Annotated in this window: 23 protein-coding genes; 9 read left to right on the top strand and 14 right to left on the bottom strand. The window is 62.5% G+C overall.

The genetic code is table 11. The features are described from left to right. Positions 1–51: 51 nt before the first annotated feature. From PVT67_RS06390 to PVT67_RS06370, 5 genes are all read left to right on the top strand, one after another. Positions 52–354, top strand: coding sequence for a hypothetical protein (locus tag PVT67_RS06390; protein WP_301499022.1), 303 nt, complete (start codon positions 52–54; stop codon positions 352–354). 37 nt (positions 355–391) lie between these two features. Further along, positions 392–772 carry a RidA family protein gene (locus tag PVT67_RS06385; protein ID WP_301499020.1) on the top strand — a complete coding sequence of 127 codons (381 nt, stop codon included), beginning with the start codon at positions 392–394 and terminating at the stop codon, positions 770–772. A gap of 104 nt (positions 773–876) precedes the next feature. Next, on the top strand, positions 877–1686 hold the full coding sequence (gene xthA, locus PVT67_RS06380) for an exodeoxyribonuclease III (protein WP_301499018.1): 810 nt from the start codon (positions 877–879) through the stop codon (positions 1684–1686). Continuing rightward, positions 1683–2318, top strand: coding sequence for an energy-coupling factor ABC transporter permease (locus PVT67_RS06375; protein ID WP_301499015.1), 636 nt, complete (start codon positions 1683–1685; stop codon positions 2316–2318). Before xthA ends, PVT67_RS06375 begins: the two co-directional genes overlap by 4 nt. 7 nt (positions 2319–2325) lie before the next feature. Beyond that, positions 2326–2775, top strand: coding sequence for a DMT family transporter (locus PVT67_RS06370; protein WP_301499013.1), 450 nt, complete (start codon positions 2326–2328; stop codon positions 2773–2775). A gap of 6 nt (positions 2776–2781) precedes the next feature. On the opposite strand, the gene PVT67_RS06365 is transcribed toward PVT67_RS06370, so the two are convergent. The 7 genes from PVT67_RS06365 to PVT67_RS06335 form a co-directional block, all read right to left on the bottom strand. After that, the gene (locus PVT67_RS06365; protein WP_301499011.1) at positions 2782–3972 is read right to left on the bottom strand and encodes an ABC transporter permease; all 1191 of its coding nucleotides are present in this window, start codon (positions 3970–3972) and stop codon (positions 2782–2784) included. Then, entirely contained in the window at positions 3972–5180 is a 1209-nt protein-coding gene (locus PVT67_RS06360; protein ID WP_301499009.1) for an ABC transporter permease, read from the bottom strand. The genes PVT67_RS06365 and PVT67_RS06360 overlap by 1 nt, the downstream gene beginning before the upstream one ends. Continuing rightward, positions 5177–5848, bottom strand: coding sequence for an ABC transporter ATP-binding protein (locus PVT67_RS06355; protein ID WP_301499007.1), 672 nt, complete (start codon positions 5846–5848; stop codon positions 5177–5179). The genes PVT67_RS06360 and PVT67_RS06355 overlap by 4 nt, the downstream gene beginning before the upstream one ends. Continuing rightward, entirely contained in the window at positions 5841–6977 is a 1137-nt protein-coding gene (locus PVT67_RS06350; protein WP_301499005.1) for an efflux RND transporter periplasmic adaptor subunit, read from the bottom strand. The genes PVT67_RS06355 and PVT67_RS06350 overlap by 8 nt, the downstream gene beginning before the upstream one ends. A gap of 99 nt (positions 6978–7076) precedes the next feature. Next, positions 7077–8768 (bottom strand): NAD-dependent malic enzyme, encoded by a 1692-nt coding sequence (locus tag PVT67_RS06345; RefSeq protein WP_301499003.1) that lies wholly within the window; start codon positions 8766–8768, stop codon positions 7077–7079. Between the two features lie 5 nt (positions 8769–8773). Then, a complete protein-coding gene (yciA, locus tag PVT67_RS06340; protein WP_301499001.1) occupies positions 8774–9172 on the bottom strand; it encodes an acyl-CoA thioester hydrolase YciA in 399 nt (132 codons plus the stop codon). Between the two features lie 62 nt (positions 9173–9234). Next, positions 9235–9666 (bottom strand): DUF412 family protein, encoded by a 432-nt coding sequence (locus PVT67_RS06335; RefSeq protein ID WP_301498999.1) that lies wholly within the window; start codon positions 9664–9666, stop codon positions 9235–9237. Positions 9667–9828: 162 nt separating this feature from the next. Here PVT67_RS06335 and PVT67_RS06330 point away from each other — a divergent pair, with 162 nt between their 5' ends. After that, a complete protein-coding gene (locus PVT67_RS06330; protein ID WP_301498997.1) occupies positions 9829–11757 on the top strand; it encodes a methyl-accepting chemotaxis protein in 1929 nt (642 codons plus the stop codon). A 338-nt stretch (positions 11758–12095) separates the two neighbouring features. On the opposite strand, the gene rssA is transcribed toward PVT67_RS06330, so the two are convergent. After that, a complete protein-coding gene (gene rssA / locus PVT67_RS06325) occupies positions 12096–13037 on the bottom strand; it encodes a patatin-like phospholipase RssA (protein WP_301498995.1) in 942 nt (313 codons plus the stop codon). Between the two features lie 214 nt (positions 13038–13251). Between rssA and PVT67_RS06320 the strand changes: the two genes are divergently transcribed. The 3 genes from PVT67_RS06320 to PVT67_RS06310 all read left to right on the top strand — a co-directional run bounded on the left by PVT67_RS06320 (position 13252) and on the right by PVT67_RS06310 (position 14396). Next, the gene (locus PVT67_RS06320) at positions 13252–13416 is read left to right on the top strand and encodes a hypothetical protein (protein ID WP_301498993.1); all 165 of its coding nucleotides are present in this window, start codon (positions 13252–13254) and stop codon (positions 13414–13416) included. Between the two features lie 105 nt (positions 13417–13521). After that, a complete protein-coding gene (locus PVT67_RS06315) occupies positions 13522–13767 on the top strand; it encodes a hypothetical protein (protein ID WP_301498991.1) in 246 nt (81 codons plus the stop codon). Between the two features lie 50 nt (positions 13768–13817). Next, positions 13818–14396 (top strand): CBS domain-containing protein, encoded by a 579-nt coding sequence (locus tag PVT67_RS06310; RefSeq protein WP_301498989.1) that lies wholly within the window; start codon positions 13818–13820, stop codon positions 14394–14396. 51 nt (positions 14397–14447) lie between these two features. Here the strand turns inward: PVT67_RS06310 and putP are convergent, their stop codons facing one another. The 6 genes from putP to PVT67_RS06280 all read right to left on the bottom strand — a co-directional run bounded on the left by putP (position 14448) and on the right by PVT67_RS06280 (position 20971). Further along, positions 14448–15926, bottom strand: a complete 1479-nt coding sequence (putP, locus tag PVT67_RS06305) for a sodium/proline symporter PutP (RefSeq protein WP_336407840.1) — start codon at positions 15924–15926, stop codon at positions 14448–14450. Positions 15927–16269: 343 nt separating this feature from the next. Continuing rightward, positions 16270–17028 (bottom strand): SDR family oxidoreductase, encoded by a 759-nt coding sequence (locus tag PVT67_RS06300; protein WP_301498985.1) that lies wholly within the window; start codon positions 17026–17028, stop codon positions 16270–16272. 2 nt (positions 17029–17030) lie between these two features. Next, entirely contained in the window at positions 17031–17906 is an 876-nt protein-coding gene (gene mmsB, locus PVT67_RS06295) for a 3-hydroxyisobutyrate dehydrogenase (RefSeq protein WP_301498983.1), read from the bottom strand. Between the two features lie 9 nt (positions 17907–17915). Beyond that, positions 17916–19025, bottom strand: coding sequence for an enoyl-CoA hydratase/isomerase family protein (locus PVT67_RS06290; protein WP_301498981.1), 1110 nt, complete (start codon positions 19023–19025; stop codon positions 17916–17918). Then, positions 19022–19798: an enoyl-CoA hydratase gene (locus PVT67_RS06285; RefSeq protein ID WP_301498979.1), complete on the bottom strand. Its 777-nt coding sequence runs from the start codon at positions 19796–19798 to the stop codon at positions 19022–19024. Before PVT67_RS06285 ends, PVT67_RS06290 begins: the two co-directional genes overlap by 4 nt. Positions 19799–19807: 9 nt before the next feature. Then, positions 19808–20971 carry an acyl-CoA dehydrogenase family protein gene (locus PVT67_RS06280; RefSeq protein ID WP_419181029.1) on the bottom strand — a complete coding sequence of 388 codons (1164 nt, stop codon included), beginning with the start codon at positions 20969–20971 and terminating at the stop codon, positions 19808–19810. Position 20972: the final 1 nt, after the last annotated feature.

Below are 20972 nucleotides of genomic sequence, written 5' to 3'. Positions count from 1 at the left end.
GCCCCCTGAAGATAAGTCTAAGAATGAGAGAGACTTATAGAGGGGGCTTCAATGAAAACCATCACCAAGGCCATGCTGGCCGGCGCCATCTTGGCGTCCCTTTCTGCTTGCACCACCACGGATCCCTGTAGCCGCATCGTCGAGATGAAAGAGCTGGCCCAGCGCTGCGACATGATGAGGCGCAACATGGACAAGCTCAAAAGCAACCCGCAGATGATGAGCGCCGCCAAACAGCGCTACGAGCAGGAATGCGTGGATTTCCTCTACTACCGCGACGACTTCACCAACGACGAACTCAAGTGCCTGAGCGAGGACGAAAAGAAAGCCCTGCCCTCTCGCCGGAAAAAACCCTAGCTGGTACCCTTAGCGGCATCTGAAAGAGGAGTCATCCATGAGCCAAACCATCATCAACACCCCTAAGGCCCCGGCCGCCATAGGCCCCTATGTCCAGGCCCGCAAGGTAGGTCCCTTCCTCTACACTTCAGGCCAGATCCCCCTGGATCCCGCCACCGGCGAGATGGTGCAGGGCATCGAAGCCCAGACCGAGCAGGCCCTCAATAACCTGCTGGCGATCCTGGAAGCGGCCGGCCTCGACAGGCACCATGTCATCAAGACCACCGTCTTCGTCAAGGATCTCGCCGACTTCGGTACCGTCAACGCCATCTACGAGCGTTTCTTCGGCGACCATAAACCGGCCCGCAGCTGCGTGGAGGTGGCCCGCCTGCCCAAGGACGCCCTGGTGGAAGTGGAAGCCGTCGCCTACGGCGACTGATAAAAAAGCGGCCTCAGGCCGCTTTTTTTATCCCATCTGTGCCGGCCTCGACGGGCCGGCTCTGCATGCTACCATAGGCCAACCCAAGACAAGATCCCATGCGCATGAAAATCATCTCTTTCAACATCAATGGCCTGCGTGCCCGCCTCCACCAGCTCCAGGCCCTGATCGACAAGCACCAACCGGACATCATCGGCCTGCAGGAAACCAAGGTCCATGACGACCAGTTCCCTCTGGAAGAGGTCCAGGCCATGGGCTACCAGGTGCACTTCCACGGCCAGAAGGGCCACTACGGGGTGGCCCTGCTGTCCAAGCTTCCGCCGGAGGCCGTAGAGAAGGGCTTTCCTGGCGACGGTGAAGAGGCCCAGAAACGCATGATCATCGGCCGTTTCCAGCTCCCTGACGGCAAGCCCCTGACGGTGATGAACGGCTACTTCCCGCAAGGGGAGAACCGCAGCCATGAGCTGAAATTCCCCGCCAAGGAAAAGTTCTATGCCGACCTGATGGGCTATCTCGAGGACAAGCACCAGCCGGAAGAGGCCCTGGTGATCATGGGGGACATGAACATCTCCAGCACCGATCTCGACATCGGCATCGGCGAGGCCAACGCCAAGCGCTGGCTGCGCGAGGGTAAATGCTCCTTCCTGCCCGAAGAGCGGGAATGGATGGACAAGCTGCTGGCCTGGGGCCTGGTGGACACCTTCCGCACCCTGCACCCGGCCGAGGATCAGAAGTTTTCCTGGTTCGATTACCGCTCCAAGGGCTTCGACGACAACCGCGGCCTGCGCATCGACCTGGTGCTGGCCACCCAGCCCCTGGCCGCCAAGGCGGTGGAAGCGGACATCGACTACGAGCTGCGCGGCATAGAGAAGCCCTCTGACCACGCCCCCATCTGGACCACCTTCGAGCTATGAGCCCCTGGGCGCTGCTGGCCGGCGCCCTCGCCTGCTGCGCCTGGGCGCAGAAGCGCGGGGAGCTGGCCCTGCTGCGCTCCCAAGCCTGGCTGCAAGGGCTCTTCCTGGGCTCGGCCCTGGTGCTGCTGGTGCTCTGGCTGCTCAAGGCCGGCATAGAGCCCGGCCTTAAGGTGCATTTCCTGGGGCTGACCGCCGTTACCCTGGTGCTGGGCTGGCGCCTGGCCCTGCTGGCCGGGCTGCTGCCCCTGGGCCTGCTGGCCCTGGCTGGGCTGACGGCCTGGCAACATCTGGGGATCCAGCTGCTGGCCGGGGTGCTGCTGCCGGTGCTGCTTTCCGAAGGGGGGCGGCGGGTCGTCTATCGCTTCCTGCCCCACAACCTCTTCGTTTACTTCTTCTGTGCCGGCTTTTTCAACGCCGCCCTGGCCCTTATCGGCCAGATGCTGGCCATGGCCGCCTGGTTTTATTTCGGCGAGGGTTTCAAGGCGGAACAGGTGCTGGACAACTACCTGGTGCTGATGCCGCTGCTGGCCTTTCCCGAGGCCCTGCTCAACGGCATGGCCGTGACGGTGCTGGCCATCTACAAGCCGCACTGGCTGAAGGAATTCCACGACAGTGATTATCTCAACGACTAAGGCCAACATGAACATCCTGACCCTGCTGATCCTGGTGACCCTGCTGGCAGGCGCCATGATGCCCCTCCAGGCCGGCATCAATGCCCAACTGGCCAGGGGCGCCGGCGGTGCCATCTGGGCCGCCTTCATCAGCTTTGCCGTCGGTGCCCTGGCCCTCGGGGCCTACCTGCTGGTGCTGCGCCAGGCACCGCCCAGCCCACAGATGCTGGGGCAGCTGCCCTGGTGGCAATGGACAGGGGGGCTGCTCGGCGCCTTCTTCGTGGCGGTGGCCGCCTTCGTGGCCCCGAGGCTAGGGGCGGCGGCCTTCATCGCCATCTTGGTGGCAGGACAAATGTTGGCGTCCCTGCTCCTCGATCACCAAGGCTGGGTGGGCTACCTGCAGCGGGAAGTCAATGGTCCCAGGATTGCTGGCGCCCTGATGGTGATCGCCGGCGTCGTCCTTATTCGCCGCAACTGAGCAACGTCACTCGGCATGGAGGGCCTGGACCGGAGACAGGCGGCTGGCCCGCCAGGCCGGCAGGGCGCCGGCCAGGCCCCCGACGGTAGCCGCCAGCCCCAGGGACAACAGCAGATAGCCAAGGTGCAGCTCCAGCGGCAGGGCCGGCAAGGCCAGCCACAGCAGGCCCCTGATGCCCAGCAACAGCAGCATCCCCACCAGGCCCCCCAGCAGCGACAGCAGCAACGCCTCCCCAAGGAAGAGCCCCAGCAGCAGCCGCTGTGAACAGCCCAGGGCCCGCAGCAGGCCAATCTCCCCTTGGCGGTCATCCACGGCAATGGAGAGGATGGTAAAGACCCCTACCCCACCCACCAGCAGCGAGATGCCGCCGAGGCCGGCGATGGCGCTCTTGATGACAGAGAGGATCCTGTCGAGGGTGGCCAGCATGTCACTCTGGGTAAAGAGGGTGACATCGTCCCGGCCATGGCGGGCCTGCAGAGTCTGGCGCAATTGGCCGGTCAGCCGGTCCTCTGGGAAATAGGGCTGGTAGACCACGTCCACTTCCATCAGGCCGACGCGGTTAAAGAGGCTGAGCGCCTGGTCGGCGGGGATATAGACGACGTCGTCCAGGTCGAACCCGAGGAACTGCCCCTTGGAAACCATGGTCCCCACGACACGGAAACGGTAGCCGGCGATGTGCAGCAACTGGCCCAGGGCACCGCCTTGTGGAAAGAGCTCCCTGGCCATGCGGCTGCCCAGCACCGCCAGGGGCCGGCCAGGATCCTCCTTGGGCAGGAACTGGCCGCTGGCCACCGGGAACAGCCAGGCCTCCGGCATCTCGGCCCCCACCCCCATTATGTCGCTGGCACGGCTCAGGTGGCCGGCCTTGATGGTGCCGGTGCCGCCCACCACAGGTACCACTGCCGATACCCCGGGCAGGTGGCGAAGCGCCTCGGCATCCTCCAGGGTCAGAGGCCGGGTCGAGCCCAACAGGCTACCAAGGCCCTGGGTCTGGGTGCGCCCAGGGGTAATGGCCACCAGGCGGCTGCCGAACTGGGAGAAGCTGTCCAGTACATAGAGCCGCACCCCTTCCCCTATGGCGGTGAGCAATGTCACCGCCAGTATGCCGATGGCAATGCCCAGCACAGAGAGGCCGGTGCTGAGCCGCCCCTGGCGCAATGAGCCCAGGATCCAATCGAGGGCGTCGGCACTACGCATCAGCGGCCTCCCCTCAAGCTGGTCACCGGCTCCAACCTGGCGGCCCTTCTCGCCGGCAGCCAGGAAAACAGCAGTCCCACCCCTATGCCCAGCAACATGGCGGCAGGCAGGCTCCAGGGCACCAGGTGCAGCGGGAACTCGGGCCAGAACCAGGCGGCCAGCAACAAGGTGCTCTCCCCCAGAACCATGCCCAGCAGGGCACCCGTGCCCGAGAGCAGCGCCGCCTCACAAAGGAAGATGGCCCTGACCTGGCCTGTGCCCGCGCCCAGGGCCTTCAAGAGCCCCACTTCGGGGATGCGCTGCTGGACGTTGATGAGGCTGATGTTCATCAAGAGGATGCCGGCCACCGCCAGGCTGATGGCGGCGATGCCGCTGACGGCGGCCGTCAACACCGTCATGATGTCGCCGAAGGTGGCCAGCAAGGCGTCGGGGGAGATGAGGGTCACGTCCGCCTCGCCTTGATGGCGCTCGGCGATGAGCCTAAGCAATTCGGCCCTGACCCCGGCTGGCGCCCCACCGCTTTTGCTTTGGATGAAGAGGCGGAACAGGCCCTGGGTGTCGAACAGGGCCTCGGCCGAGGCAACCGGCACCAGCAGATCGTCCGAGATGTCCACCCCCATGGCGCTGCCGGTGCCGCCGAAGATCCCCAATACCCGGCAACGGGCCGGCCCCAGCCGCAACTGTTGCCCTAGCGGGCTCTGGTTGCCGAAAAGATCCTCGGCCAGCTTGCCTCCCAGCACGCAGACCGCCTGGGCCTTGCGGGGATCCCCTGGCGGCAGCCCCCTGCCCTGCAGCAGCCGGAGATGGTGGGTTTCGAAGAACTCGGCCGTGGTGCCTAGGGTCATCACCTCCCTGGCCCGGCCGCCGAAAGCCACCTCCAGTTGGCCCACCACCAGGGGCGCAAAGCGCAGCCTGGGCAGGCGGTGGGCCAGGAAGGCCATGTCGTCCAGGGTCAGCTCCCGGGCGGCGGCCCCGGTCAAAGGCGGCAACGTACCGGTGGTTTCCTTGCGCCCGGGCAGCATCACCAGCAGATCGCGGCCGATGAAGGCGAACTCCTTTTCCACATAGCTCTTGGCTCCTTGGCCCAGGGCGATAAGCAGCAACACCGAGGCCACCGAGATGGCCATGGCCAGCAGCAGCATGGGGCCGCGCAGCCCTTGGCTAAGCAGGCTCCTGACGGCGAAGCCCAGCAGGTCGGAGGCCCTCATCCGCTGTCTTCCACTATGGCGCCATCAATCATGCGCAGCCGGCGCCTGGCCCGCTTACCCACCTCCATGTCATGGGTGACCAGCACCAGGGTGATGCCCTGGCGGTTGAGATCTTCCAAGAGGGAAATGACCTGGCCGCCGGCCTTGGAATCCAGGTTGCCGGTAGGCTCGTCCGCCAGCAGCAGCTGCGGCTTGGCGGCCATGGCCCTGCCTATGGCCACCCGCTGCTGCTGGCCGCCGGATAGCTGGTGGGGGAGATGTGCCGCGCGGTCGGTCAATTGCAGATCCGCCAGCAGCGCCTGGATACGGGCCTGGCGCACTTTGGGCGCCACCCCGGCCAGCACCAGCGGCAGGGCCATGTTGTCGGCGGCGCTCAGGCGCCGGACCAGATGGAAGGATTGGAACACGAAGCCCACATGGCTGGCCCTGAGCCGGGTCCGCTCCTCCTCCGACAGGTGGCGGGTGGCGGTGCCGGCCAGGCGGTATTCCCCTTCGTCCGGCCTGTCCAGCAGCCCCAGTACGTTGAGCAGGGTCGACTTGCCCGAACCGGAGGGGCCCATCACCGACACATAGTCCCCTTTGGCGATCTGGAGATCGACCCTGTCCAGCCCCTTGACCTGCTGGCCGCCCAGCTCAAAGCGCCGGCTCACCCCTTGCAGCTCAATCATGCTTGGGTACCGCCGCCTTGCCTGGCGCCACCTGGGGATCCGTCGGGGTCAGCACTATGAGATCGCCATCGGCAAGGCCAGCGCGAATGGCCACCTGTTGCCAATTGCCAAGGCCAGTAGTCACCGACACCTTGGACAGCAGGCCGTTAGGATCCAGCCGGTAGATACTGCCGTCAGGCAGCAAGGCCTCGGCCGGCACATAGAGGCTGTCCTTGACCTTGTCGGTGATGATCTCCACGTCCGCCGAGTAGCCCACCAGCAGCGTCTTGCCATCGCTGGGTTTGTCCTTGAGCTTGACCTCCACCTCCACGGTACGGGACTGCTTTTCCCTGTCCAGCACGTAAGGGGCGATACGGCTGACCAGGCCTTCGAAGCGCTGGCCGGGAAAGGCGTCCAGGGTCACATGCACCGCCTGGGCCAGGGCCACCTTGGCCGCATCCACTTCGTCGATGGGGGCCGAGATCAGCAGGCAGCTATCGTCGATGAGGTCGATGGCCGGCAGGGTCGGCACCCCAGGGGGCGAGGGAATGAGGTATTCCCCCTCTTCACCGTTCACCTCGGCCACCACCCCGGCGAAGGGGGCGCGCAGTTCGCTCTTGGCCAGCTGCGCCTCGGCCAGCTGCTGGCCGGCCTTGGCTTCTTCGAGGCCAGCTTCGGCCCCTTCGCAGTTGGCTTTGCCTTCGTCCAGCTTGGTCTTGGCGTCGTCCAGGGATTGGCGGGATATCAGGGCCCTGGCCACCAGGGCTTTGACCCTTTTGAACTCCCGCTCGGCAAAGTCGGCCTGCAAACAGGCCTGGTGGCGAGCCTGCTGGGCCACCTCCACACCGGCCCTGGCCTTGGCCAGGGCCGCCTTGAAGTCGTCCTGCCAGAGGGCCAGCATCAACTGGCCGGCCTTGACCCTGTCCCCTTCGGTGACCAGCAACCTGTCGATGGGGCCGCCGATGGACAAGGACAGGTAGGCCCGGTGGCAAGCCTTGACGGTGCCGGCCCTGGTGTTGGCCACCAGGGATTCCACCTCGCCCCGCTGCACCTTGGCCATGGGCAGCACCAGGGGCGATGCCGGCCTCAGCCAGAGGTAGGCGGCGATGCCGACCAGGGGCAGCAGCAACAGCAAGCCTTTGAGTTTCATGCCTTCTCACTGGAGTTTGATACCAGCTTAAGTGTGGCAGCGGCTGAGCCCAGGGCCAGGAAAAGGCGATAAAAAAAGGCTCCCGAAGGAGCCTTTTCATCAGAAGGAAGTGCGGCGGTAATTGCGGTAACGCGGCAGCCAGAAATTCTTGTCGATGGCGGCGATCAGCGCCTCGTCCGAGGTATCCAGGGCCACATCGTCCAACTGGGCCTGTTTGGCCACGGCCAGGGCGATGTACTTGCTCACCTCGCGGATCTCGCCAAGGGGCGGCAGCACAGGGCCAGTGCCGTCGTTGGCCAGGGGCGAGCACTCGGCCAGGGCCTTGGAGGCGGCCATCAGCATGTTGTCGGTGACCCGTTTTGCCTTGGCGGCAAGCACTCCCAGGCCGATGCCGGGGAAGATGTAGGAGTTGTTGCACTGGGCAATGGCCACCTTGTCGCTGCCCACCAGGGCCGGCGGGAAGGGGCTGCCGGTGGCGACCATGGCCTGGCCGTCGGTCCAGTTGAGGATCTCCTGGGGCGTGGCTTCCACCCTGGAGGTGGGGTTGGACAGCGGCATCACCATGGGGCGTTCACAACCGGCATGGAGGGCCCTGATCACCTCTTCGGTAAAGAGGCCGCGCTGGCCGGACACCCCGATGAGGATGCTGGGCTTGGCGTTCTGGATCACCTCGAGCAGGGAGATGTTCTTGCTCTCCACCTGCCACTCCTTGAGCAGGGCCACGTCCTGGCCCAGCCTCGCCTGGAAGGACATCAGGTTGGGCATGGAACTGGTCAGCAGGCCCCAGCGGTCCACCATGAACACCCGGGCGCGGGCTTGTGCGTCGGTAAGGCCCTCAGTCTTCATGGCGGCGACGATCTGCTCGGCGATGCCGCAGCCGGCACTGCCCGCTCCCAAGAACACCACCTTCTGGTCCTTGAGCTGCTCGCCCTTGGCCTTGCAGGCGGCCCAGAGGGTGCCGACGGTGACGGCGGCAGTGCCCTGGATGTCGTCGTTGAAACAACAGACCTTGTCCTTGTAGCGCTCCAGCAGCGGCATGGCGTTGCCCTGGGCGAAGTCCTCGAACTGCAGCAGGGCGCTGGGCCAGCGGCGCTTGACGGCCTGGATGAAGGTGTCGACGAACTCGTAGTATTCGTCACCGCTGATGCGGCTCTGGCGCATGCCCATGTACATGGGGTCGTTCAGCAGATCCGGGTTGTTGGTCCCCACGTCCAGCACGACCGGCAGGGTGTAGGCCGGGCTGATGCCGCCACAGGCGGTATAGAGGGACAGCTTGCCGATGGGAATGCCCATGCCGCCGATGCCCTGGTCGCCCAGGCCCAGGATCCGCTCGCCGTCGGTGACCACTATCACCTTGACGTTCTGCTTGGTGGCGTTCTGGAGGATGTCGTCGATATGGTCCCTGTCCTCGTAGGAGATGAACAGGCCCCTGTGGGTACGGTAGATCTTGGAAAATTCCTGGCAGGCCTGGCCGACGGTGGGCGTGTAGATGATTGGCATCACCTCTTCGAGATGCTCTTCGAGCAGGCGGTAGAAGAGGGTCTCGTTGTTGTCCTGGATGGAGCGCAGGTAGACGTGCTTGTCCAAGTCGGAGGTGCAGCTGGAGAACTGGGCATAGGCCCTTTCCTTCTGCTCTTCTATGGTTTCCACGTACTGGGGCAGCAGGCCCAGCAGGTTGAAGTGGATACGCTCCTGACGCGTGAAGGCGCTGCCCTTGTTCAGCAGCGGCGACTCCAGCAGGGCCGGCCCCGCATAGGGAATGTAGAGGGGGCGCTTGGGGGCTTGGCTCATTGCACTTAATCCTTGGGCACGGGACGGGGGCGGCCAGCATCGTCGATGGCCACATAGGTAAAGAGGGCTTCGGTCACGCAATACCTTTCGGTGCTACCGGAGCGCAGCAGCGGCTTGATCCAGACTTCCAGCTTGATGGTAATGGAGGTATTGCCGATACGGGTACAGTCGCCGTAGACACAGACCACATCACCAACCTTGACCGGCTGGTGGAAGGTCATGCCTTCGACGGCGACGGTGGCGATACGACCGCGGGCAATTTCGGTGGCGAGGATGCCACCGGCAAGGTCCATCTGGGACATGAGCCAGCCACCGAAAATGTCACCATTCTGGTTGGTGTCGGCAGGCATGGTCTGGGTACGGATAACGAGATCACCCTTGGGGTGGCGTTTGGCGTCGGTCATACAGCAGCACTCCTCGAAAAGAGGCTGTTAACTATACCTATGCCAAGGCCTTTTTGCCATGCTCAGTCGGGTTGGCCAAAGGCCTGGCCGCCACGCTTGAAGGCTTGTTCCATCACCAGGGCCAGTTCGAGGTAGCGGGCCCCTTCCACCTTGGCGGCCGGCCTTATCCCCTGCCCCTTCATGCGCTCAGCCAGTTGGTTGAACCAGTGGCGATCGCCGGGGGTCAAGGGCTTGCGCCCTTCCTTGCCCAGCCACAGCAAGCTTTGCACCGGCAGGCTGAGCAGCAGCAAGGCCATCATCAGTTGCGGGTTTTCCAGGGTCTGCTCGGAGAACTTCATGCTCAAGATGAACCAGGCCAAGGCCAGGCCCGGTACCCAATAGAGCAGCAGGCGGGACAACAAGACGCTCTGGGTCAGGGGGAAGCGCAGCATCAGGCTGCTTTTGACCGGCCAATGCTTGAGCAAGCGGTAACCGTCACGAATCAATTCCCACATGGCGGTTGTCTCCCCAGGAACGAAAGGCATAGGGCTATTGTGGACCAAAACCCGTGGCGCTGACAGTGTCTGGTCAGCTTTGTACTGTCAGATACCTAAATGGCCTCAAGTTATACTTCCAGGCAGCCGATCAGGAACAAGACCTAACATCAGGGGATCCTCATGTTGACCGCCCTATCCATCCGCAACCGGCTTATCCTGGTCATCAGCCTGCTGATGACCCTGGCCTTGTTGCTCAACTCCTTCATCACCCTCTATAGCGAGCATCAGCTCATCACCCACAAGGTGACCAAGGAAGAGCTACCCGCCAAGCTGAAGGCGATCCGCAATGAGATCCAGGCCGACATCAAGCCGGCCATGGCCAACGCCAGGCAGCTGGCCCTGGACCCCTTCATCCACCAGTGGATTGAGGACGGCGAGCCGGCGGACCAGCGCCAGCAACAGCTGCTAGCCAAGTTGACCGCCATCAAGAAGAGCTTTGGCGCTGACACTGTCTTCGTGATGACGGGGGGCAAACATCGGGCCATCGACGATAAGGGCTTGCAGGGCAGTTTCGACCGCAACAATCCCAATTTCACCTGGTTTTTCCGCATCCAGGACAGCGGCAAAGACAGCGACCTGGCGTTCGACGTGGACACCTCAGGCCAGGCCCGTTTCTTCGTGGATATCACCATGCGGGACCTCAGCGGGCATTTCCTGGGCATCGCCGGTGTGGGCTTCAACATCAGTTCCCTGGCCGACAAGATCCGCAACTACCGGCTGGAACAGAGCGGCTATGTCTACCTCACCGACAGCAGCGGCAAGATACGGATCCACCCTGACGATTCCCAGAACGGCAAGCAGCTGGACCAAGGCCCCACCGCCGATTTGGCATCCACTCTGCTCCAGAGCGGCTACCACCAGGGGCTTATCGAGCGGGACGGCAAAACCGTCATGATAGCGGCCATCAGCGTCCCCGACGTGGACTGGGTATTGGTGGCCGAAGTACCGAGAAGTGAAGTGCTGGCCTCGGTCAACAAAGCCACCTATACCGCTATCGCCGTGGCCCTGGCGGTGCTGGTATTGGGCATTGGCCTGGCGATGCTGGTGGCCAACAGCATTGCCAGGCCGGTAAGGGACGTGGCGGAGCGCCTCGAGCAGGTCGGCGCCGGCGGTGGCGACCTCTCGGTACGGATCCCCATCAAGGGTGACGACGAAATCGCCCGCCTCAGCAGCGGTTTCAATCAGTTCGTCACCCAGCTCCAGCAGATGGTCAGGGACATGGCCCAGACCGCCGAGGCCCAACACCACAGCGCCGATGAAGTGAGGGATATCGCCGAGCGGGGCTCCAATGCCTCGGCCAGCGTCAGGGATCAGACCACATTGGTGGCCACCGCCATCACCGAGATGGGCGCCACTGTGCAGGAAATTGCCGCCAATGCCGCCAACGCCGCCCAGGTGGCCCAGGCGGCCTCAGAGCAGGCAGAAGCTGGCCGTAGCGAAGTCAGTGCCAACATCAATGCCATAGGCAACCTCTCCGGTCAGTTGGACAAGGCCTCGGGGGTCATCAATACGGTGGCGCAGCAATCGGTGCAGATTGGTTCCATCCTGGACGTCATCCGCAGCATTTCGGAACAGACCAACCTGCTGGCACTCAACGCCGCCATCGAAGCGGCCCGTGCCGGCGATGCAGGGCGGGGCTTTGCGGTGGTGGCAGACGAGGTCAGGAGCCTGGCATCGAGGACAGCCCAGAGCACCGAGGAGATCCAAGGCATGATCACCCAGCTCCAACAGGACACCCAGAGCGCCGTCACCACCATGGGGGCCGGCAAGAGCATGGCCGATGACGCCGTGGCCGCCGTCAATAAGCTGGGGGGGCTTTTCGGGGAGATCACCCAGAAGGTGGTGCAGATCTCCGACATGAACCTGCAGGTGGCCACGGCCACGGAGGAGCAATCCAGCGTGGTCAATGACCTTAACCGCAACGTGGAAAGCATTAACCTGTCATCACAGGACGCTTCCAATGCCGCCAACGCCTCGGCCCAGACCGCCAGGCGCATGCACCAGCTGTCCGGTGACCTGGCAGCCCTGGTGGGACGCTTCCGTTACTGACAGAAAAAAAGAAAGGCCAGTAAAAACTGGCCTTTGGTTTTTTGCAGTACCGACATCGTACATTGGGATCTAACTGCACGGTACCTTTCTATTTTTCGCTGCTTGCTATTTCTTATTATCCCGCTTCTAGGCGGTTGTTTTTATTTGCGATTGCTATCCCTTTCTTTTTTACCTGGTCAATTCCTTTGCCCAGGCTTCTCCCCCAACGAGAATTTATTCTTCGGCTTACCTGAAAACCAAGGTAATCGAAGTGTCATCATCATATGGAGTCATGACGCGCACGTAAAGCAACCGCTCTAAAAAAAGCCACTGGACGGACCAGAAGGTTGACGCCAACGTCAACTTTTTGCTTTGCCCGCGCCATCGCCTTCCATTGCGGAGGGTTCGGGGTGGATCCCCAGGTAGGCCAGCTCAGCCAAAAGAAAATGCGCCATGCGGGCCACACAGGCTTCCCCTTCGGTAATCGCCTCCTCGGCACGGTGAAATTCCATGATGTTGATCTCGGCCAGCCGAGGCTTGAGCTCCAGCTCGGGTGGGTCACCGGCCATGCGGGCACGGGTGATCCTCTCCTGCATGATGTTGATGGCGCCGCTCATCACTCCCCACATGGACGGCAGAGGCAACTCCTTGGCTTCCTTTTCGGGGCGGATGCGGTTGAACCACTGCCTGAAGACGCTTTCCTCTTCTTCCTCTTCCTCTTCGGTATTCACCTGATGGTGAACATCGCTGGCCAGGTTGACGGCGATCACCACTTCGGCGCCCATGGCCCTGGCCAGGGAAACGGGGACAGGGTTGACCACAGCCCCATCTATAAGTAGGTGGCCATCCCGGTAGATAGGGACGAACAGGCCAGGCATGGCACAGGATGCCCTTACCGCCGACACCAGATCCCCTTCTTCAATCCAATGCTCACGCCCGGTGTGCAACTCTGTCGCGACGACCGCGAACGGCAACTTGGTTTGGGAAAAATCGTTCTGGTTCATGCCGTTGGAGATGACATTGAACACCTTCTCGCCGGAGAAAAGGCCACGGCCGCTGAAGCTGGGATCCAGCAGGGACATCACCTGCAGCCGGGTAAAACCCCGTACCCACTTCTCCAGCACGCCCAGCCGACCTCCGGCGTAGGCGGCGCCCACCAGGGCGCCGATGGAGCAACCTGCCACCAGATCCGGTTTGATGCCCAGCTTGGCCAAGCCGTTGAGGATACCGATATGGGCCCATCCCTTGGCGGCCCCACTGCCAAGCGCTATGCCCAGAACGGGCCTGCGGGTGCCGGTCATGAAGTTTCTCTCCTTACTGCTATGACCTCAGGTTATCAGCTGAGGGCTGAGGGCCCAAGCAATGCCATGGCCCAATACTGCAATGGATCATGAATGAACGCATCAGCGACTTACCCAGCTTCTCTCTGGCCGCGCAGCAGGCCCAGCAAAGCGCTATTTTTAAAGCTACTGTACTTTGGGCAACTAAGCCCCATTTGGGCCGAGGAGGCTTGCCATGACAGAGAAAAAAGAACATGAAGATGTCGATCGTCGCTTCAGCCATCGCCGAAAAGGCCGCGAAAGGCGGGAAGAAATGCGCTGGGAACCTGATAAGGAAGACCGGCGCCATGGGAAGGGTCGCCGCAAGGAAGACATCGAAAACGATATGTGGCGGAGCTAGGGGTTGTTTTTCCCCAAGATAAGTCGCATAACATAATTATTGGAGTTTCCGGGAAGGCGTTCGATGTTGTCACTCCCTCTACCACTGCGCAGGTTGTTCTGGGTCATGTTGTTCGCCCAGGTCGCCTGGATCGGGCTCGGTGACGCCTCGGCGGCACCAGTGGGAGACGGTTACAACCTCAGCCAACCCCAGGAAAACCAAGCTGTCGCCGACTTCGACGACCTGCCGCTGCTGCCGCTGTCCGGCCCCAGCACCTGTAATGTCTTGGCCTGGCACCTGGAGCCGGAACAGACACCAGTAGTAGCCCTGTCGGATCCGCGCTACCGCCCCCCTGCCCGCGCCTCACCATGAACTGTTATTGCTGCTTATACATATAACAATTCAGTTCAGTAGAGGTATTTATGAACACATTCTCCCTGATCCCCACCATTGGCATGGCCGATGTGGAACACTTTGCCGATGCCGAATATCCTGCCCAGTTGAGCCTGGAAAGCCCCGCCGCCTGGATCACCACCGACTTCGCCCGCCGCGCCCCCATGGTTATAGAGCATGACGTCAAGATTGATGACGCCCTCTTCATGATGAAAAAGGCCCACGTCAAGGCCAAGCTGGTAGTGGACGTCCAGAACCGCTTCCTCGGCATCGTCAGCGCAGGCGATCTCCAGAGCCACAAGGTGCTGATGGCAGCCACCAACAAGGGCATTCCCCGTAACGAAGTCACGGTGCGGGATGTGATGACCGACAAGTCCCACCTGCATGGCTTCGCCTATCAGGAGCTGGAAAGCGCCAGCATTGGCGATGTGCTTTATACCCTGCAGGAACTGGGCGAACAGCACATACTGCTGCTGGACAAGAAGAGCAACAACCTGCGCGGCATGATCTCCGCCGCCGATATAGCCCGGGCCCTGCATATCCCCTTGGATATCACCCAGCGCGCCCACAGCTTCGCGGAAGTCTTCCACGTACTGAAGTCCGCTTGAGTTTTCTTCTGACATGAAAAAAGCCGGCCCTTAGGCCGGCTTTTTCGTGGTTCAGGCGTGTTCCGCCGTCACCCTTTCCATCTCGCTGAAGCGCTCCTGCATACTGCTGGAGGGCTCGCTGGTCATCAGGCTCACTACCCAGATGGCCAGGCTACAGAGGATAAAGCCGGGGACTATCTCGTAGAGGTAGCTGGACAGCGGCTTGCCGTCGATGGTGACGGGGCCGTAGATCCAGAACAGCACTGTCGCCGCCCCAACCAGCATACCGGCCATGGCGCCCTGCAACGTCATGCGCTTCCAGAACAGGCTGAAGATGATGACGGGGCCAAAGGCGGCACCGAAACCGGCCCAGGCGTTGCTGACCAGGTGCAGTATGCTGTTCTCCGGGTTCCAGGCCAGGGCGATGGCGACGATGGAGACCAGCAGCACGGACAGCCGGCCCACCAGCACCAGTTCCTTCTGGCTGGCGTCCCGGTGTACGAAGGCCTTGTAGAAGTCCTCGGTCAGGGAGCTGGAGGTGACCAGCAACTGTGAGGAGATGGTGCTCATGATGGCCGCAAGGATGGCCGCCAGCAGGAAGCCCCCCACCAGCGGATTGAACAGGAACTGGGAGAAGACGATGAAGATGGTCTCGGGGTCGGCGAGGCTCATCTGGGTCTTGGCCACGTAGGCGATGCCCACGAAACCGGTCGCCATGGCGCCGATGATAGAGACCAGCATCCAGGAGATGCCGATGCGGCGTGCCGTCTTGATATCACGGACAGAGCGGATGGCCATGAAGCGCACTATGATGTGCGGCTGGCCGAAATAGCCCAGGCCCCAGGCCAGCAGGGAAACGATGCCCAGCAGGGACACGTTCTGCAGTACCCCGCTTTGGGCCGCGTCCTTGAAGAGGTCCAGGTAGAGGGGATTGAGGCCATGGACCTTGCCCACGGTAGCGCTGACACCACCCAGGTCGGTGAAAGCCACGATTGGCACTATCACCAGGGCCATCAGCATGATGCAGCCCTGCACGAAGTCGGTCATGGACACGGCCAGGAAGCCGCCGAACAAGGTGTAGGCGCAGACCACACCGGCGGTGATGATGAGGCCAGTACCGTAGGAAAGGCCGAAGGAGCTGTCGAACAGCTTGCCCCCGGCGACCAGGCTGGCCGAGGTGTAGAGGGTGAAGAAGATGATGATCACCAGTGAGGACAGCATGCGCAACTGGCGCTTCTCGTCCTCGAAACGGTTTCCGAAGAAGTCGGGGATGGTGATGGAGTCGTTGGCCACTTCGGTGTAGGTGCGCAGGCGCGGCGCCACCACCACGTAGTTGAGGTAGGCACCTATGGTCAGGCCCACGGCAATCCAGATCTGGGACAGACCTGAGACATAGATGGCGCCAGGCAGGCCCATCAGGATCCAACCACTCATGTCAGAAGCGCCGGCGGAAAGGGCCGTTACTGCCGGGCCAAGGCCGCGGCCCCCCAACATGTAACCCGAGATGTCGTCCGTCGATTTTTTGTAGGCATACAAACCAATGCCCAGCATGGCAATAAAATAGGTCGCCAACGAAATAAGCGTGCCAGTTTCCACTCTGCCTCCTCGTAATAGGGTGACTTTATCGGTTTTGGTCGTTGCCTCTCGTCAGGGAAGGCAGCACCAAAACAGCCATTTCATTTGAATTCGAACAAACACCTTAACATGCCGGCGAGCAGATTTCGCCCCCCAGACTGGCCGGAGACCCCGGCAGATGCCCACTATCGCAGAAAAACGCGAGGAAACCGCTAAAAAAGCGCACAGGCCCAAAGCGGGCCAATAAAATACCCCAGGCCAAAATAGCCCGGGGTAATAAAAAATCAGGCCAGCCTGCTACGGCGGGCCTCAATGGTTATTAAATGCGAATGCCGCCGTCGATTTCCAGCACGCGAGCGGTGAAATAGTCATTTTCAAAGATGAACTTCACACCGTGGGCAATCTCTTCCGGCAGGCCGAGGCGGCCAACGGGGATGGCCTGCTCCATGCGGGCAATGGCTTCCGGCTTCATCTGGTCGGTCATGGCGGTCTTGATGACGCCAGGCGCTATGGCACCGGTACGGATGCCGTAGCGGGACAGTTCCTTGCCCCAGGTCACCGCCATGGTGGCCACTGCCGCCTTGGAGGCGGAGTAGTTGGTCTGGCCCATGTTGCCGGAACGGGAAACGCTGGAGATGTTGATGATCACCCCTTTGGCGCCCTTGGCCACCATGGTGGCGGCGGCTTCACGGCCACAGAGGAAGGTGCCGGTCACGTTGACGTTGATGACGGACTGGAACTGCTCCAGGCTCATCTTGGTCAGCTGCCCGTCCTTGGCCTTGAGCAGCATGCCGTCACGCATGATGCCGGCGTTGTTGATGAGGCCGTTCAGGGTACCGAAGTCTTCACCGATCTGCTTGAAGGTGGCCTCGACGGCCGCCTCGTCGGTGATGTTGCACTCGTAGCAACGGGCCTCGGAGCCAGCCCCTTCCACCAGGCTCTTGGAGGTGGCCAGATCGTCGCCGTTAACGTCGATAAGGGCTATCTTGGCGCCGTTTTCGGCCAGCATCACGGCCATGGACTGGCCCAGGCCGCGGCCGGCACCAGTGATGGCAATTACAGCGTTCTTCAAATTCATTGTCACTCCTCGAACAACGCCAGCAGGGACGAGAAGTCCTTGGTGCCGTTGCCTTTCTTGTTATGCATTTGGTAGAGCGAGCGCGCCAGGGCGCCCATGGGCACAGGGGCTGCCACTTCGCCGGCGGCGCCCATGGCCAGTTCCAGATCCTTGCTCATCAGCTGGCTCATGAAGCCGCCTTGGTAGCCCTTGGAGGCCGGGGCGTTTTCCATGACGCCGGGCACGGGGTTGTACTTTTCCAGCACCCAGTTACCGCCTGAGCTGACCTTCATGATGTCGGACAGCACCTTGGGATCCAGGCCGTGGGCCATGCCCAGCTTGAGAGACTCGCAGGTGCCGGCCATCAGCACCGACAGCAGCATGTTGTTGCAGATCTTGGCCACCTGGCCGGCACCGTCGCCGCCGGCATGGAAAATGTTGGCGCCCATGGCGTCCAGCACCGGCTTGGCGCGCTCGAAGGCCTGGTCAGAACCACCGACGATGAAGGTCAGGGTGCCGGCCGCGGCGCCGGCGGTGCCGCCGGAAACGGGGGCATCGACGAAGTCGATACCGGCAACCCGGGCGGCCTCGTGGACCTTCTTGGCGGTAGCCGCGTCTATGGTGGAGGAGTCGATGACCAGTGCCCCTTCGGCGAGCTTCGCCAACAGGCCCGTTTCACCAAGGTAAAGCCCGGCCACATGGCGGCCGGCGGGCAGCATGGAGACAACCACCTCGCACTGGGCGGCATCGTCGGCACTGCCGGCGCTGGCACCGGCTTCCACCAGCTCTGCCACCGCCTGGGTGTTGAGATCCACCGCCATCACTTCATGGCCGGCCTTCAACAGGTTTTTGGCCATGGGGCCACCCATGTTGCCAAGGCCGATAAACGCGATTTTCATAGCCACTCCTTAGATATTTGCCAGGGGATGGAGATCCCAGGGGCTCTCGAAGAACCGGGCCAGCACGGCGCCGTCTACGTCTGCCACCGACTTGAAACGCCAGTTGGGGTTGCGGTCTTTCTCGATGAGCAGTGCCCGGACCCCTTCTTGGAATTCACCGAACTCGCCGCAGCGCCAGGAAAGCCCCGCCTCGAGGCGGAAAGCGTCGGCCAGGCTGAGCTGGCCGCCACGCTTGAGCTGCTCGAAGACGATGGAGGCCGACAGGGGGCTGCCGTGCTTGAGGGCATCGCGGGCCCTGGCCAGCCAGCTGTCTTCCGTCTCCAGGCCACAGATCCTGTCCACTATGGCCGCCAGATCCTCGCCTTCGCAGAGGTGGTCTATGGCTTCCTGGTGGCCCTTGACCTGGCCGCGGGGCAGCTTGACCCGGGCCGGCTGTTCCAGGGCTTTCAGGGCCTGGCTCAGCTTCTCGTGGTTGAGGCTCAGGGTCTCACCCCAGTTGACGTGGCAGAGGGCATCGAAGAGGCGGCCCTTGTCTTCGGAGGGGATGAAATGGTCGGCCAGGCCCACATAAAGGGCGTCGGCGGCATTGATGTTGGCACCGGTCAGGCCGAGGAAGAGGCCGCACTTGCCCGGCATGCGGGACAGGAAGTAGGTGCCACCCACATCAGGGTAGAGGCCTATGGTGATCTCCGGCATGGCGATGCGGGCCGTTTCCGTCACCACCCGGTGGGAGGCGCCGCTCATCAGGCCGAGGCCGCCGCCCATGATGATGCCGTGACCCCAGATCAGCACCGGCTTCTTCAGGCAGTGGATCTGGTAATCCAGGCGGTATTCCTTCAAGAAGAACTGCTCAACCGCCTGGCCGCCGTTGTCACCGTCTTTCATGGCGTTGTAGAGGGCGACCACGTCGCCGCCGGCGCAAAAGGCCTTCTCCCCTGCCCCTTCCAGCACCACCATCACGACGCGGTGGTCTTCTTCCCAGGCCTTGAGCTGGGGACCCAGCAGGTCGATCATGGCCTCGGAGAGGGCGTTGAGGGACTTTTCGCTGTTGAGCCTGGCTACCCCTATGCATTTGCCGTTGGCGGTATCCAGCTCTTCGAATTGGACGATATCGCTCATTGGTTCTGCCATTTGGGTTGACGTTTTTCCAGGAAAGCCTGAACCCCTTCCTTCTGGTCATGGCCGTCGAAGAGCTTGACGAAATACTCGCGCTCCTTGCCAAGGCCTGTGTGCAGCGGCGCGTGGCGGCAGCTCTGCACCAGCTTCTTGCAAAGGGCCACGGCCTGCGGGCTCTGGTTGCCCACCTGGCGGGCCAGCTTCATGGCGGCGTCGAAGCTTTCACCCTTGGCCACCACTTCTTCTACCAGGCCTATCTCCAAGGCCTTGGTCGCGTTGAGCTGCTCGCCGCAGAGGATGACGCGCTTGGCCCAGCCCTCGCCCACCAAGTGGGTCAGGTTCTGGGTACCGCCGGCGCAAGGCAGCAGGCCGACCTTGGCTTCCGGCAGGGCCATGACAGCCTGCTCTTCGGCGATGCGCAGATCACAGGCCAGGGCCACTTCCAGGCCACCACCCATGGCATAGCCGTTGATGGCGGCGATGGACACGCCGCGGAAGTCGGAGAGGGTTTCGAAGGCACGACCGAAGAGGTGGGCCATGTCACCGGCCACGTCCTTGTCGCCGTCGGCAAAGATCTTGAGATCGGCACCGGCACTGAAGAACTTCTCACTGGCCGAGCACAGCACCAGGGCATAGACGCTCTTGTCGGCGTTCAGCTTTTCCACTGTGGCGGCCAAGCCGCGCAGGCTTTCTGCCGTCCAGGTGTTGGCCGGCATGTTGTTCATGGTCAGCACGGCCACGTGGCCGTCGATGCGCAAATCCAAAGGTGCTTGCATGGTGCCTCCTTACAGAATGGGGTTGGCGTGCTCCGCCAGCAGGCGGCGGCCGACGATGAGCCTCATGATCTCGTTGGTGCCTTCCAGGATCTGGTGGACACGCACGTCACGCACATGGCGCTCCAGGGGATACTCCTGGATATAACCGTAGCCGCCGTGGAGTTGCAGGGCCTCATTACAGACCTTGAAGCCCACGTCAGTGGCGAAACGCTTGGCCATGGCGCAATAAGCGGTGCGCTCGGGATCTTTCACGTCGAGCTTGTAGGCCGCCAGGCGCACCAGTTGGCGCGCCGCCACCAGCTCGGTGGCCATGTCAGCCAGCTTGAACTGCAACGCCTGGAAAGCGGCCAGGGGCTTGCCGAACTGCTGGCGCTCCTGCATGTACTGGGTTGCGGTTTCCAGGGCCTGCTGGGCAGTGCCGATGGAACAGGTGGCGATGTTGATGCGACCACCGTCCAGACCCATCATGGCGAACTTGAAGCCCTCCCCTTCCTCGCCCAGACGGTAGCGGGCAGGGATGCGGACGTTCTCGAAGGTCACCATGCGGGTGGGCTGGGCGTTCCACCCCATCTTCTCTTCGGCCTTGCCGTAACCCACGCCCTCGGCGTCGGCGGGTACCACGAAGGCGCTGATACCGGCAGGACCGGCTTCGCCGGTGCGGGCCATTACCACCAGTACCTGGGTGCTGCCTGCGCCGCTGATAAAGACCTTGGCGCCGTTCAGCACATAGTCGTCGCCGTCACGGCGGGCAGAGGTGGTCAGGCTGGCGGCGTCGGAGCCGGCGCCCGGCTCGGTCAGGCAGTAGGAGGCGAGCCTCTCACCGGTGACCAGATCGGGGCAGAACTCTTCCACGGCTTCGGGGGTACCGAAGCTCGCCACCATCCAGGTCGCCATATTGTGGATGGTCATATAGGCCGTGGTGGGCGTACAGCCCATGGCCAGCTGTTCGAAGACGATGCTGGCGTCCAGGCGGGACAGCCCCAGGCCGCCGGCGGCCTCAGGGGTGTAGAGGCTCAGGAAGCCCAACTCGCCGGCATGCTTGATCACCTCAACCGGGAAATGGTGTTCCTTGTCCCAACGGGCGGCATTGGGAGCCAGTTCGCTCTGGGCGAACTGGCGGGCGGTTTCCTGGAAGGCCAGTTGGTCTTCGGTCAGATGAAAGTTCACAATCATC

Origin of the sequence: Gallaecimonas kandeliae, assembly GCF_030450055.1 — a bacterium.
GTDB classification, from domain to species: domain Bacteria; phylum Pseudomonadota; class Gammaproteobacteria; order Enterobacterales; family Gallaecimonadaceae; genus Gallaecimonas; species Gallaecimonas kandeliae.
The sequence above is the reverse complement of the archived record's forward strand: the minus strand, read 5'-3'. Positions and strand labels throughout refer to the sequence as shown.